This window comes from Candidatus Protofrankia californiensis (genome assembly GCF_900634765.1).
Classification (GTDB): domain Bacteria; phylum Actinomycetota; class Actinomycetes; order Frankiales; family Frankiaceae; genus Protofrankia; species Protofrankia californiensis.
Window position 1 is genome coordinate 1 of the sequence record NZ_CAAAFT010000204.1, and the last position, 12,067, is coordinate 12,067.

The 12,067-nt window shown below is 67.6% G+C and carries 20 protein-coding genes and 3 pseudogenes; 13 read left to right on the forward strand and 10 right to left on the reverse strand.

Annotation, left to right across the window (positions count from 1 at the left end; all coding sequences use genetic code 11):
* Positions 1–675 (forward strand): TIGR02452 family protein (locus DD1DGNOD_RS11125; RefSeq protein ID WP_131770059.1); only part of this gene is annotated, 675 nt, incomplete at its 5' end.
* A gap of 165 nt (positions 676–840) precedes the next feature.
* On the opposite strand, the pseudogene DD1DGNOD_RS30800 reads toward DD1DGNOD_RS11125, so the two are convergent.
* Positions 841–1,083 (reverse strand): annotated as a pseudogene (locus tag DD1DGNOD_RS30800) (helix-turn-helix transcriptional regulator); the annotation flags it as partial.
* Positions 1,011–1,781: a TOTE conflict system archaeo-eukaryotic primase domain-containing protein gene (locus tag DD1DGNOD_RS31165; protein WP_430827796.1), complete on the reverse strand. Its 771-nt coding sequence runs from the start codon at positions 1,779–1,781 to the stop codon at positions 1,011–1,013. The pseudogene DD1DGNOD_RS30800 and the gene DD1DGNOD_RS31165, both read right to left, overlap by 73 nt.
* Between DD1DGNOD_RS31165 and DD1DGNOD_RS11135 the strand changes: the two genes are divergently transcribed.
* The 7 genes and pseudogenes from DD1DGNOD_RS11135 (at position 1,720) to DD1DGNOD_RS11160 (ending at position 5,264) form a co-directional block, all read left to right on the forward strand.
* Complete coding sequence (locus DD1DGNOD_RS11135) at positions 1,720–2,154, forward strand: plasmid pRiA4b ORF-3 family protein (RefSeq protein ID WP_165036601.1); 435 nt, start codon at positions 1,720–1,722, stop codon at positions 2,152–2,154. The genes DD1DGNOD_RS31165 and DD1DGNOD_RS11135 overlap by 62 nt on opposite strands.
* Positions 2,155–2,666: 512 nt before the next feature.
* Positions 2,667–3,032 (forward strand): annotated as a pseudogene (locus tag DD1DGNOD_RS30410) (DUF222 domain-containing protein); the annotation flags it as partial.
* Positions 2,944–4,140: an HNH endonuclease signature motif containing protein gene (locus tag DD1DGNOD_RS30415; protein ID WP_131766497.1), complete on the forward strand. Its 1,197-nt coding sequence runs from the start codon at positions 2,944–2,946 to the stop codon at positions 4,138–4,140. The pseudogene DD1DGNOD_RS30410 and the gene DD1DGNOD_RS30415, both read left to right, overlap by 89 nt.
* Before the next feature lie 94 nt (positions 4,141–4,234).
* Positions 4,235–4,480, forward strand: coding sequence for a DUF2399 domain-containing protein (locus DD1DGNOD_RS29310; RefSeq protein ID WP_206445176.1), 246 nt, complete (start codon positions 4,235–4,237; stop codon positions 4,478–4,480).
* Positions 4,464–4,607: a hypothetical protein gene (locus DD1DGNOD_RS26885; protein WP_165034925.1), complete on the forward strand. Its 144-nt coding sequence runs from the start codon at positions 4,464–4,466 to the stop codon at positions 4,605–4,607. Before DD1DGNOD_RS29310 ends, DD1DGNOD_RS26885 begins: the two co-directional genes overlap by 17 nt.
* A gap of 230 nt (positions 4,608–4,837) precedes the next feature.
* Complete coding sequence (locus DD1DGNOD_RS11155; RefSeq protein WP_206443095.1) at positions 4,838–5,056, forward strand: type II toxin-antitoxin system HicB family antitoxin; 219 nt, start codon at positions 4,838–4,840, stop codon at positions 5,054–5,056.
* On the forward strand, positions 5,049–5,264 hold the full coding sequence (locus DD1DGNOD_RS11160) for a type II toxin-antitoxin system HicA family toxin (RefSeq protein WP_131766496.1): 216 nt from the start codon (positions 5,049–5,051) through the stop codon (positions 5,262–5,264). Before DD1DGNOD_RS11155 ends, DD1DGNOD_RS11160 begins: the two co-directional genes overlap by 8 nt.
* 99 nt (positions 5,265–5,363) lie before the next feature.
* On the opposite strand, the gene DD1DGNOD_RS11165 is transcribed toward DD1DGNOD_RS11160, so the two are convergent.
* The 3 genes from DD1DGNOD_RS11165 to DD1DGNOD_RS11175 form a co-directional block, all read right to left on the reverse strand.
* Entirely contained in the window at positions 5,364–5,822 is a 459-nt protein-coding gene (locus tag DD1DGNOD_RS11165; protein WP_131766495.1) for a toll/interleukin-1 receptor domain-containing protein, read from the reverse strand.
* A 156-nt stretch (positions 5,823–5,978) separates the two neighbouring features.
* Positions 5,979–6,167 carry a hypothetical protein gene (locus tag DD1DGNOD_RS11170; protein WP_131770063.1) on the reverse strand — a complete coding sequence of 63 codons (189 nt, stop codon included), beginning with the start codon at positions 6,165–6,167 and terminating at the stop codon, positions 5,979–5,981.
* Positions 6,164–6,577 carry a winged helix-turn-helix transcriptional regulator gene (locus DD1DGNOD_RS11175; protein WP_241251436.1) on the reverse strand — a complete coding sequence of 138 codons (414 nt, stop codon included), beginning with the start codon at positions 6,575–6,577 and terminating at the stop codon, positions 6,164–6,166. Before DD1DGNOD_RS11175 ends, DD1DGNOD_RS11170 begins: the two co-directional genes overlap by 4 nt.
* A gap of 65 nt (positions 6,578–6,642) precedes the next feature.
* Between DD1DGNOD_RS11175 and DD1DGNOD_RS11180 the strand changes: the two genes are divergently transcribed.
* Positions 6,643–7,299 (forward strand): nitroreductase family protein, encoded by a 657-nt coding sequence (locus DD1DGNOD_RS11180; RefSeq protein ID WP_131766503.1) that lies wholly within the window; start codon positions 6,643–6,645, stop codon positions 7,297–7,299.
* Between the two features lie 147 nt (positions 7,300–7,446).
* Complete coding sequence (locus DD1DGNOD_RS29315; protein ID WP_131766493.1) at positions 7,447–7,692, forward strand: hypothetical protein; 246 nt, start codon at positions 7,447–7,449, stop codon at positions 7,690–7,692.
* A 189-nt stretch (positions 7,693–7,881) separates the two neighbouring features.
* Here the strand turns inward: DD1DGNOD_RS29315 and DD1DGNOD_RS31170 are convergent.
* A pseudogene (locus DD1DGNOD_RS31170) lies at positions 7,882–8,211 on the reverse strand (MFS transporter); the annotation flags it as partial.
* Between DD1DGNOD_RS31170 and DD1DGNOD_RS29320 the strand changes: the two are divergent.
* From DD1DGNOD_RS29320 to DD1DGNOD_RS26895, 3 genes are all read left to right on the forward strand, one after another.
* Positions 8,099–8,740: a TetR/AcrR family transcriptional regulator gene (locus DD1DGNOD_RS29320; RefSeq protein ID WP_430827797.1), complete on the forward strand. Its 642-nt coding sequence runs from the start codon at positions 8,099–8,101 to the stop codon at positions 8,738–8,740. The pseudogene DD1DGNOD_RS31170 and the gene DD1DGNOD_RS29320 overlap by 113 nt on opposite strands.
* Complete coding sequence (locus DD1DGNOD_RS11190) at positions 8,737–9,462, forward strand: tyrosine-protein phosphatase (RefSeq protein WP_131766491.1); 726 nt, start codon at positions 8,737–8,739, stop codon at positions 9,460–9,462. The genes DD1DGNOD_RS29320 and DD1DGNOD_RS11190 overlap by 4 nt, the downstream gene beginning before the upstream one ends.
* Before the next feature lie 561 nt (positions 9,463–10,023).
* Complete coding sequence (locus DD1DGNOD_RS26895) at positions 10,024–10,179, forward strand: hypothetical protein (RefSeq protein ID WP_165034922.1); 156 nt, start codon at positions 10,024–10,026, stop codon at positions 10,177–10,179.
* Positions 10,180–10,248: 69 nt separating this feature from the next.
* Here the strand turns inward: DD1DGNOD_RS26895 and DD1DGNOD_RS11200 are convergent, their stop codons facing one another.
* From DD1DGNOD_RS11200 to DD1DGNOD_RS11215, 4 genes are all read right to left on the reverse strand, one after another.
* A complete protein-coding gene (locus DD1DGNOD_RS11200) occupies positions 10,249–10,641 on the reverse strand; it encodes a type II toxin-antitoxin system VapC family toxin (RefSeq protein ID WP_131766489.1) in 393 nt (130 codons plus the stop codon).
* Positions 10,638–10,868, reverse strand: a complete 231-nt coding sequence (locus tag DD1DGNOD_RS11205; protein ID WP_131766488.1) for a hypothetical protein — start codon at positions 10,866–10,868, stop codon at positions 10,638–10,640. The genes DD1DGNOD_RS11200 and DD1DGNOD_RS11205 overlap by 4 nt, the downstream gene beginning before the upstream one ends.
* Positions 10,869–10,923: 55 nt before the next feature.
* Positions 10,924–11,052 carry a hypothetical protein gene (locus DD1DGNOD_RS30500; RefSeq protein ID WP_283234679.1) on the reverse strand — a complete coding sequence of 43 codons (129 nt, stop codon included), beginning with the start codon at positions 11,050–11,052 and terminating at the stop codon, positions 10,924–10,926.
* A 283-nt stretch (positions 11,053–11,335) separates the two neighbouring features.
* On the reverse strand, positions 11,336–12,067 hold a 732-nt coding region (locus DD1DGNOD_RS11215; protein ID WP_165036607.1), incomplete at its 5' end, for a SpoIIE family protein phosphatase.

Sequence of the window (12,067 nt, forward strand, 5' to 3'; positions counted from 1 at the left end):
CGGCTGCACCTGCCTGACGACGTCCTGCCCGTACCGGCAACCAGCGCACCGGCAGCACCCACGATCGAGGTGACCAACGAGTCGAGCCTGTCCGCGGCCCGCCGCCTCGGCGGCGACGTGGCCTGCCTGGTGTTCGCCTCCGCCCGCCACCCCGGCGGAGGATTCCGCACCGGCGCCCAGGCCCAGGAGGAAAGCCTCGCCCGCTCCTCCGCGCTCTACGCCTGCCTGAGCGCCGTACCGCCGTTCTACGCCCACCATCACGCCCACCCGGACCTCACCTACAGCGATCGGGTGATCTACTCGCCGGCCGTGCCGGTGTTCCGTGACGACACCGGCGACCTGCTGGCCACGCCGTATCTGGTGTCGTTCCTGACCGCCGCCGCTCCCAACCGGACCGCGGTCCTGCACCACCAACCCGAACGCGCCGCCACCATCGCGACCGTCCTGCACCGGCGCGCCGCCCGCGTGCTGGCCGTGGCCGCCCACCACGGACACCGCCACCTGATCCTCGGCGCCTGGGGCTGCGGCGTCTTCGGCAACGAACCGGCCGCCGTCGCCGCCGCATTCGCCGCACACCTCCACCACAGTCAATGGTTCGACCATGTGGTGTTCGCTGTCCTCGACCGGCAGCCCGGCACACCTACCTACGCCGCATTCACCCGCGCCTTCTCCTAGCACTATCCCTGTAGCGATTTCCCTATCTGCTTAAGGCGGGTCGTGGGTCGATGGTCGGCGGTGTACCTCGGATAAATATCCTGCAGGATGTACACACGGCCGGTTTGAGACCAAGCCGACGAGGCCGAAGCTGGAGGGGTATTTCTTTGCCAATGGGTACTGCCGCTATTCGGCGCGGCGGTACTTTCCCGGAGCAGCACCGTAATGACGCTTGAACGCGCTGGCGAAGGCGAACTCCGACGCATAGCCGACCCTGCCCGCGATGACGCTCAGCGGGGCGTCGGACTCCCGCAGAAGCCGAGCGGCGATGGTCATCCGCCACCAGGTCAGGTAGCTCAGCGGCGGCTGACCGACGAGGGCTGCAAAGCGCCGGGCGAACGGCGCCCGGGACAACCCCGCCTCGGCGGCCGGCAGCGACGGGGGCAGCCCGGCCCGGCGTACCGCGAGCATCCCGCCCCACTCGGCATGGATCGTCTTCGGTGGCGCCGGTTCATTGGACAGTGAGGGGCGGAACCAGCGAGCGTCCGGGCCGACCGCGACCGGGCACAGCTCGGCGGCCAGCCGCTGCACGTCGGTGAGGGTAAGCCGGTCTGACCGCGCCAGAGGAATTCCCACTGATCGTCGAAGGGCGTGAACGTGTTCGGGTCGACGAATACGGTCGTCCCACGGATCCGGCATTCCTTCTGTAGCGGCAACGCGATCAGGTTACCCAGCCCTTCACCAGCCACTGGGAGATAGTCCTGACTCGGGAAGAATCGGTCGTAGCTGTCGAGACCAAGGCCGCCGCGCACTGCCATCGCCTCCCGCAGCAACCCGGGATCACGTGCGCCACCATCAGGTAGACGTTGCGGGCGGGGTCGTCGCTTCAGACGCGCTTGTAGCAGCCGGCGTCGACCCGGCTGCGCACGAGCGTCGACAACCCGGCCACTGACCGATCGCATCCGCCCGTCCGGTGGCGGGCTCGCGTGGAGTTCGTGCGGGGCCGCTCCTATGATCCTGCAGGTGAGCGTTGACCTGTCCCTTCTTGCGCAAGGGTGCCCCGTCATGGTTCGCGCCCACCTGCTGGTGTCGGCGAGCGCCACCCTCGGTGATCTACACGACATCATCCGGGTTGTTCTCGGCTGGGGTGACGACCATCTGCATGCGTTCACCGCCGACGGTGCCCGCTACGCCAACCCGTACTACAAACTGGACGACTGCGGTGACGAGGACGCGGTGCGGCTGTCCCGGGTGCTCCCCAGGGAGGGAGCCGCACTGACCTACGTGTACGACTTCGGTGACTGGTGGGAACACACGATCACTCTGGAGAAGATCGTGGACGCCGAGGCGGCGGCGGTGTACCCGACCTGCCTGACCGGCTGTGGCGACGCTCCCGTGGAGGACTGGAACCCCGAGTATCCGGAAGAGCCCACGCCTTTCGACCGCGACGACATCAACCGCGACCTCGCCGCACTGGCCGGCGCGGCATCGTCGAGCTGAGCTGCACGCCGACCCTTACACGGCAGACGAGGACGTTTTGATCGGTCTTAACGTCGGTGACGTTCCGTAACGTTTTCGTCAACAAGCCGCTGGCAGATTGCTGAACCGGTTATAGGGCACCGGAGGCCGGGCACCGGATGCCGGCGGCGATCTGCGGGAAGGGCGGGCGGCAGAGCCTCGAACGGACGCGGCCGAGGCCGGCGTATTTGCGGAGACTGCGGGGAATTGCCCATCCTGGGATGGTGGAAATATCCGGATAGAAGGCTATATTAGTACGTATGTTCGATTCCGAGGTGGTCGCGTCCGGCTCGGTCGCAGGCACCTTCCCACCCGTACCCCCTTGCGGCGGCACCGCCGATGGCGGTGCCGCCGCGGCGGGTGCTCCGGCCGCGGCTGGTGTGGGGGTGGGCTGCTGTGTGTCCGCCGGCCTGCCTGCGCTCGATGCCTGTGACGCGGATGGCTGTCTGACGGTGATGACGGTGCTGGTCCGGGAACGCGCCCGGGTGGACGCGATGCTCATCCGCGCGCAGGCCCGGTTCGCCGCTCTCCGGCGCACCTCGGCGGCCTCGGACGCTTCGGCCTCGGACGCTTCGGCCTCGGACGGTCCGGCCGGGGCCGGTTTCGCCGCGGAGGAGATCGCCGCCGAGCTGAACCTGTCCCCGGCCGCGGCCGCCGCCGGGCTGGAGCTGGCCGTGACCGCGGTCGACCGGCTCCCCGCCACCCTGGCCGCCGGCATCATCGATCTGGGTCGCTTGCGGACGGTGGTCGAGGCCACCGCCGCCCTGTCCGATGCGCAGGCCGCCGCGGTGGAGCAGAAGGTCCTGGCCCGCGGCAGGCGGGCCGGCCACAGCCTGTTCCGCCAGGCGCTGCGCCGCGCCGTCCTCGCCGTCGACGCCGCCGGGGCCCGGCCGCCGGCACGCCCAGGCCTGCCGGGAGCGGCAGGTCAGGGTCCGGCCGGCGGAGGACGGGATGGCCGAGCTGTGGGCGCTGCTCCCCGCCGCCGACGCCCAGGCCGCCTACCAGCGCCTCGACACCCTCGCCCGCCGCGCCGCATCGTCGGACGACCCTCGGGGCATGGACGCCCGCCGCGCGGACACCCTCGTCGACGTGCTCCTCGGCCGTGACCGCGGCGCTGACGTGCATGTGGAGATCGGGGTGCTCGTCCCGGTGACCACCTTGGCCGGGGTGGCCGACAGCCCCGGTGAGCTCACCGGCTACGGGCCGATTCCCGCGGCCGCCGCCCGCCAGCTGGCCGAGAATGCGACCTGGCGGCGGATCCTGACCGACCCCGCCACCGGCCAGCCGGTAGAGGTGGGACGGCGGCGGTTTCCGTCCCCCGGGCTGGCCCGGTACGTCCACGCCCGGGACCGCACCTGCAGGTTTCCCGGCTGCCGGAAACCCGCCCGCTTCTGCGACCTGGACCATGTTCGGTCCTATGCCGACGGCGGCCAGACGGCGGAGGGGAACCTGCTGGCGCTGTGCCGGCGGCACCACCGCGCCAAGCACGAGGGCGGGTGGACGGTAAGGCGGGCCGCGGGCGGGGTGGCGGCCTGGACCGGCCCGACCGGACGGGTGTATCGGAGCGTGCCCGAACCGTGGGAGGAGCCCGATCGTCCCCCACCCCTGCTGGCGTTCATGTCCACGCTGGCGTGCGTGTCGACGTCGGCATCCGTGTCGGCGTCGGCGGCGTCGTCCATCACGGCGGCGGTGACGTCCGGGGCCGAGCCCGGGCCGGTCACCGAACCGCACCCAGCCCGGAGGACCCGCGGTGGCGCGGTTCTCACGCTGCTGGAGGTCAGCTCCCCGGGCCGCCCCGAGAGAGCGTTGACGTCCGCCCCCGACCCCGAACCAGGGATGGACGAACCGAAGGTGGACGAACCGGGGGCGATGGCGGACAGTCCGGGAGACAGGGCCGGCACCCACAATCCAGACCTGAACGGAATCGGGTCTGGCAGCATCCCGGACCTCGGCCCGCCACCTTTCTAAGATCATCCAGCTGCCGTGTCGTGCGTCTTGGTGTGGTGATTGAGGACGTGGGACTCTATATCCGCATCGGCAACGGGTTGCGGGAGCGTGTGCCGTGGCGGTTCGACACGCGGGCCTACCAGGCCACGCTGGCCTGCGCCGCCCCCAGATGCGGGCACGGCGTACAGCCCTGCTCGCCGCCTACCAGGCCACGCTGGCCTGCGCCGCTGGCGGTGAGCTCACTGGCCGTCCGGTCGAGGTGTCCTGGGACGCCGAGCTGTATCCGGCCCTGCGACACCATGGTGTCCGCGTGGACGAGGAACTCGTCCTGGCCGACCTGATCGGTGACCTGGCCGGATGACGAACACGCCGAACCCGACGAGACAGAAGAAGAGAACGAGTCGTCCGACGAAAGCCACGTCCGCTCGATCCTGGCCAAGCCTGGCTGCACCGAGCGCGCCGAACTGATCACCCGTTGGCACATCTGACCATCGCCCCGCAGGCAGCAGCCCGAAGTGAGACCGGCCGACAGCCGACAGTTGACGAACGATCGGGGACAACCCGATGGGAGCTCCAGCTCCCACTCCTGCAGGCATTCCAACCCGGAATAGCTGCGCCATACCGAGCTGGTGAATTGATAAACATCCTCCGTTCTGCTAGAGTTGCGCTCAGTAATCGGAGGCGGTGCGGGTTACGCGAGTTAGGAGTACCTCGGGCGATGACGGAGCGGCAGCTTACGGTGGTCGTTTATCGCGAGGAAGACGGCTTTGTCGCGCGGTGTCTTGAAGTCGAGGTAGCCAGTGACGGTGACACCGAACAGGAAGCTGTCGCCAACATTCAGGAGGCTCTGGAGCTGTACTTCGAGGACGGCGACGCCGTTGAGGCGTACCCTGTTGACCGGGTAAAGGTAGCGAAGGTAACGCTGCAAGTTGCCTAGTACGCCCTCCTCCGACGACATCTGCAAGGTCCTCGACAAGCACGGTTTCCGGCTTATCGGCCAGAAGGGCTCCCACCGGAAGTACCGGTACGACGGGCCACCTGGTCGGACCGTGATCGTCCCTATGGGGCGCAAGAACATGCGCATTGGGACCTTCCGGTCCATCGTCAGCCAGTCTGGCCTGAGCATCGCCGACTTCCTGGCGTAGCTGCCGCTCCCGCTCCCCAACGTGGTAAGTGCCTGCGTCCGGTGGGGAAGCTCGACCCGGCCCTCATACAACGTCATCCGGTTGCAGCGGCATCGGGGGCTACCTGCCTGGAAAGCGGGGTGGGCCGGCTGTCTTCACGCGGCCGGTCAGCGAGGCGTTGACGCCGTCAATCACGATCTTTTTGGCTTCTTTTTCCCCGGGACCGACGAGATCGATGTAGACGATACCGCCGAGGAGACCTTGCGGAGCGCATTCCCGCACGCGGACCGGCAGGACTCTCCGCCTTTCGCCGTCTGGATCCTCCCGCCAGACCGCCTGCCATTCTGCGGCACCGAATTTCGAGTGCTGCAGGCAGTCGGGGGAGAGGACCGGAAGCACCCGGGCCGCGCGGGTGACTCCGAGCTGCATTGTGTTCACCCAGTTCGCCCCGGCCACAAAATCCCATGCCTGGACGAGGACCCGGTATCCGGTCTCCTCCAGCTTCCATGAGATCCACTCGGCCCATTCCCGGTCCTGGCCGGTGTAGCTCACAAAGAAATCGTAGTCATACGGTGGCACCGCTCCTCCTGATCTTCACAAGCTTGATGAAGCCGCTGACAAAGTGCGGTGGTTGCGGTGAGACCAGGGTGCCTGGCTGGCTGCGTCACAGGTCACGGTGGAGATGCCACACATCTACAAGTAGTCGTGTGGTCGGTTGCTGCTCGATCGTGGTGTTCATCGGGATTCGGGCTGGTTCGGCGGAGGGAGTAGCCCGGCCGGAGGGAATTCGATCGCGACGACGACGATGACGTCGATGCCTGCCCATGCCATCCCGTTGACCGGCGCGCTGAGCCGGAACGTCTCGACGTGGTCGAGGTCAGGGGTTCGCAGCTCGATGGCGCCACCGCGGGCAGCTGGGCTCATGCTCGGCCTCGGGCTTGTTCGATCTCGTTGATGTGGGTCTCGGTCCACTGCCGGAGCGCGGTGATCGGTTCTCCCAGGCTGCGGCCGAGCGCCGTCAGTTCGTAGTCGACCCGTGGCGGGATGGTGGGGTGCAGGGTGCGGGTGACGAATCCGTCCGTTTCGAGGTGTCGCAGCGTCTGCGTGAGCATCTTCTGTGAGATGCCCTCGATGCGACGGCTGAGGTCGGTGTACCGCATGGTGCCTTCGAGGAGAGCGTCCACGATCAGGATGGTCCACTTGCCGGCGACGTGGTCGAGGACCTGGCGTGTCGGGCACTTCGCGGAGTAGACGTCGGCCGGCAGCCCGGAGGACTCCACAACGGTCTTCGCGGTGGTCTTCGCAGCGCTCTTCACAAGGAGAGAGTAACGCACTAATTAGTGCCCTCTTTCTATTAGAGACTCACTCTCCAATAGTGAGTGGCATGACGATTCGCAGCATGTCTGTCGCAGCAGCCGTCCGCACCCGCCGCACGGTCCGGCACTACCGGCCCGACGCGGTCCCGGCGGCCACGCTCGACGCGCTCCTCGACCTCGCCGTCGAGGCGCCCACCAGCTGGAACCTGCAGGACCGGTCGATCGTCGCGGTCACCAGCCAGGAAGGCCGAGAGGGCCTGGTGTGGGCCACCGGTGGCCAGCCGCAGCCACAGGAAGCCCCGGTCGTACTGGTTTTCGTCGCCGAGCCGCAGTCCTGGCGTGAGGACCACAACGACGTCTACGACCAGGCCCGCCGCAACGGAGCATGGAACGACGAGTTCATCGCGATGTTCTCCGCGGCGTCGAAGGCATTCCAGGAGGATCTCGATCGTCGAGGACTGCTCCGCGAGTACGCGATCAAGGACGCGATGATCGCCGCCGCCTACGTCATGCTCGCCGCCACGGAGATGGGACTGGCCACGTCGCCGATGAACGGCTGGGACGAGGCCGAGGTGAAGAAGGTGATCGGCATCGGTGACCGTGACGACCTCGCCATCGCCCTGCTGGTATCGGTCGGTTACCCAGCGGAGGACAGACATCATCCCGGCCGCCGGCCCGTGGAACGCAACGTCTTCCACCAGCGGTACGGCTCGCGAAGAATGCCGCATATTCCGGAATAGGAGCATATCTCGAACAGATGCCCGGCCTTGGTACTGGCGTTACATGCGTGGGGCGATGATGACGGCCCGTTGTCGTCAGCAGTGACGTTAAAACGCTTGCTATGAGACTAAAATGTTTGCATAGTCACCATCTACGTACATGAGGTTTTGGAGGAGGCTCTTACCGTCCTGAAGGTGCGCGTGGTCCGGGCCGGGCAGTCCTTGCAGGCGTACGTCCGGTACCTGCTCGAGGGTGAGGCGGCCATGCTCACCGCTGAGGAAGCCGCCGAGCAGGCGTGTTCCATTGCGGTCAGCAGCAGCGCGGGCGCGGTTGCTCCGATGGCGACGGCGACCACCCACCAGAAGGCGACCCCGAAGCCCGCGGCCTGGTCTGCCGGGCCGCGGCTTTCTTGAGCTGGTTCTGCAGGACGACCGTGAAGATCGCGGCACCCGCCGAACCGCCGATCCGTTGACCCACGTTGAGTTGAACGGTCGCATCCTGGATCTTGAACGGGGAGATGGCGTGGTAGGCCGCGGTGATGGCGGGGATGGCGCAGGCCCGACGCCGAAGCCGCGGACGACCATCGTGGCTCCGAGGAGCCAGTACGACGTGTCGGCGGTGATGACGGTGAAGGGGATGGTGCCCACGATGCTGATCAGACCGCCGATGAGGGCGGCCCGGCCGCTGCCCAGCCTGTCGACGATCCTGGCGCCGATCGGCATCGCGACCGTGGCGCCCGCGCCCTGCGGGATCAGCAGCAGGCCGGTGTGGACGGCGTCCTCGTGGCGGACGATCTGGAAGTACAGCGGCATCAGGATGATGGCGCCGAACACCGCCGCGCCCAGGCAGAAGTTGGTCAGCGACGCGGCGGAGTACAGCGGATTGGTGAACCGGAATCGGGAGAGCCTGCTGGAGGTGGCCAGGGTCGTCATCGTGGAGGAGAGCGTCGATGCTTCGCTGCGCGACGTCGCGCGCCGGGCGGGGGTGGGGATCGCGACTCTGTACCGGCACTTCCCGACCCGTGAGGCGCTGCTGGAGGTCGTCGTACGTAACGGTTTCGACGCGTTGCGCATGCTCGCGGACGAGCTGATCGACGATCCGTCGCCCCGTGATGCGCTCGTCACGTGGATGCGGCGGTTCTCCGCGGGTTCCGGCACCTGTCGTGGGCTGTCAGGGTCGGTGCTGGCGGGACTGCGCGACGGGACGTCCGAGCTGCACGCCTCGTCCCAGGGCATGCACATGGCGGCTACCAGGCTGCTCGACCGTGCCCAGAAGGCCGGCGAGGTACGCGCGGACGTGACGGCCACGGACGTCATCACGATGGCGGCGGCGGTGAGCTGGGTGGCTCAGATCGCCGATCCGGACCAGGCCACCCGTGTGCTGTCGGTGCTGACGGACGGTCCGGCCCCGCCGACCCGTGACCGGACGGTTGTTCGCCGCGGAGCGGTGGTTGTTGCGTGACCGTTGACCGCAACCTCACCTGGGACGGCTGTTTCAACGCCCGCGACCTCGGCGGTATCCCCACCCGGGATGGCCGCCGGCTGCGGTGGGGTGCGCTCGTCCGTTCGGACAGCCTTGACCGGCTGACCGCGGCTGGATGGTCCGTGTTGCGGTCACACGGCATTCGCACGATCATCGATCTGCGCAACGACGACGAGATCGGGCCTGACACGGCGCTCCGCCCGCCCGGTCTCACGACCGTGCGCGTACCCTTGGATGACGCCGCCGACACCGAGTTCTGGCAGTACTGCTGGGACAACTGTCTGGATGGCAGTCCGCTCTACTACCAACCCTTTCTCGACCGCAAACCGCAGCGGTGCGCCGCTGCCGTCGCAGCGATCGCCCATGCCCGCCCGGGTGGTGTTCTGATCCACTGCGGGCTGGGACGCGACCGGACCGGACTGGTCGCCATGTTGCTGCTCGCCCTCGTCGACGTCGCACCCGAGGACATCGCCGCCGACTACGACCTGAGCACCGACCGCCTGCGGCCGGCGTTCGCCGCCCGCGGGCTGGAAGATCAGGGACCTGTCATCCAGAAGATCCTTGCAGCGAAGAAGACGTCCACACGCGAGGCTGTTCTCGCCATACTGGCCGCCTTCGACGTCCACGCCTACCTGCGCTCCGCAGGCATCACCATCGACGATATCGCCGCCATTCGCGCCCGATTCCTTGGGACTCCTTGAGTCCGAACCCGAGCGCGACACCGCTCAAACCGCGCTCGCGGGACGAGGCCGACGGAAAAGGCGGGCATCACTGGTAAGGGGTGCCGGCGCAAGCCGAAATGATCACTTATCTGCCGGACGGCCAGGGCTTACCGCAACGAGGGCGGGGTGGAAACCTCGATCACGGGGTTGCGCCCGCAGGGCCACCAGTTGCTGCGGTACATGGCCAGACGCAGCACCAGCGGTCGCGGCAGTCGCCTGCGACCATGCCAAACTGATCGGTGCGCTGTGGGGAGCACGCGAGGAGTGGGCGCCCCGCCGCTCGTACACCCGCGCCGACATTGCGGGCGTCGTGCGGGCCGTGCGGCGCTGCATCGAGGTGGATCCGTCGAACCCGCAAATCCTGGAGACCGTCCGGCCGTCGATCTACTTCCGGGACCGGCGCATCCAGATGGGCCAGGTGATCGTCGGCCGTCATCCCTCTCCCGAGCCCACCGGCGCGACATCCCAGCTCAGCACAGATCAAGCAAGGGGATATAGACCAGATCGCTGCGAACGAACAGCTCGCTGGACCGCGCCCGGGTGGCGGTCGGCTACCTGACGGCGGGCGGCAGACTGCCACTGACAGCGTTCACTCTGGTCAGCGCGGACCAGACACAAGGGCCGTTCCCGGACGCCGCGCACAATCACACGGTGACCCTGGTGATCACCCCGAAGGGGCCGTCGGCATCCCGTTGACGCTGTTCGCCCCACAGCAGAGCAGAGATCCGCCGCCGGCCGGACGGTTTCCCCCACGCACTGTCGCGGTTACGGGAATACCTCGACGGGGCAGTTGGCACCGGTGCCACGGGAGATACGGGCATCGCTGGTGATCAGTGTGCAATCCAGAAGCTCCGCGAGAGCGACGTAGAATGCGTCGTACGCGCTGTAGTTGGCACGCAGCTGCCATACTCGCGCAAGGTGCGCGGGCAGTGGCGCGCGTTGGAGGGGAATCCCGGCGAGTAGCGACAGGGCGGTACGTGCTCGTTGTTCGGGTAGCTTGCCGCTGAGGGTTAACCCGCGCAGGACCGAGAGGACTTCCGCATCGATGAGGCTCGGTGCGCTGAGGGTTTCGCCACGGAGCCGTTTGCGTACCGCCTCGGCTGAGGGACTCTTCTCGACAAGGACTTTGACGAGGGCGCTGGCGTCGATGACGATCAATGTGTGGACCGTCCACGGTCCAGTTCGGTGAGGATGTCGTCGGTGGTCACCGACTCCACCGCGCTGGCCTGCGTACGGTCCAGGATCTCCTCGACAGTGGGCTGTCGGGCGTCATGGACCAGCTTGCCCAGCAGATAGTCCTGCAAGGACTGTCGGGCGCGCAGAGCGCGCTGTTTGTACGTCAGATACACCTGGTCGGGGATGTTCCTGATCTGGATCGTCGCCATTGCGCTATGGTAGCGCGTATGCGCTCCAGCAGCGCTTGACATGTCTGGCTGACGCCTACGTGGGCCTCACGGTCCATCGCTCGGCAAGGACGGCAAAGACGGCGAGGTCCACGGTCGCCCGCGGGAACTCGCCGTCCGTCTTCTCGCCGGTCCTGTGACCGACGCCGAAGAGCGTGAACCTCATGCGGTCTACAGCACGGTCTGGATCTCGAGACTGATCCACATTTTGTCACGGTTGATCAAGAAATGTCCTGATGCTGACGATCCGGCCATCGCCTTCCTGCCGTTATGACGTCCAGGGGCCGATCCCGCCGATCCGGTGCGGGGTGATCCGCAGTACGTAGCCCGGGGGCGGGTCGGGAATCGGCGCCGCGGGCGCGTCATGTCCGAGGTAGAGCTTCCCCGTCGCCGTCGATGGGTGGGGTTGCGTGCGTCGGTTTAGCGGCTCGGCGTCCTACAGAGGATCGCTAGGTGCCCGGCAGCGCGAGAAGAGCATGGTCGGGCTGCCGCGAGCCTTCCAGTAGTTGTTCGGCCCAGATGGTTTTGCCGGTGCCGTTGTAGCGGGTGCCCCAGTGGTGGGTGAGTTGGGCGACGAGGAAGAGGCCGCGGCCGTTTTCGTCGAGGGTGCGGGCGCGGCGCAGGTGAGGGGCGGTGTTGCTGGTGTCGGAGACTTCGCAGATGAGGGTGTGGTCTTGGATGAGGCGGAGGTGGATGGGGCCGGTGGCGTGGCGGATGGCGTTGGTGACGAGTTCGCTGACGACGAGTTCGGTGGTGTAGGTGGCGTCGTGCAGGCCCCAGGTGGCGAGTTGGCGGGTGGCTTGGGTGCGGGCGTAGGCGACGATGGCGGGGTCGGCGGGGAGTTCCCAGGAGGCGACTTGGCCGGTGGTGAAGGCGTGGGTGCGGGCGAGGAGGAGGGCGATGTCGTCGCCGGCGGGGCGGTCGGGCGGCAGCGCCTTGAGGATGAGGTCGCAGGTGGTTTCCAGCGAGTCGGTGGGTTCGGCCAGGACGCGCCGGAGTATGTCCAGGCCGGTGTCGATGTCGCGGTCGCGGAATTCGATCAGCCCGTCGGTGTAGAGGGCGAGCAGGCTGCCGTCGGGCAGTTCGTAGTCGGCGGCTTCGAAGGGCAGACCGCCGAGGCCGAGCGGGGGGCCGGCGGGTAGGTCGAGGAAGGTGACGGTGCCGTCGGGGGTGACGAGGGC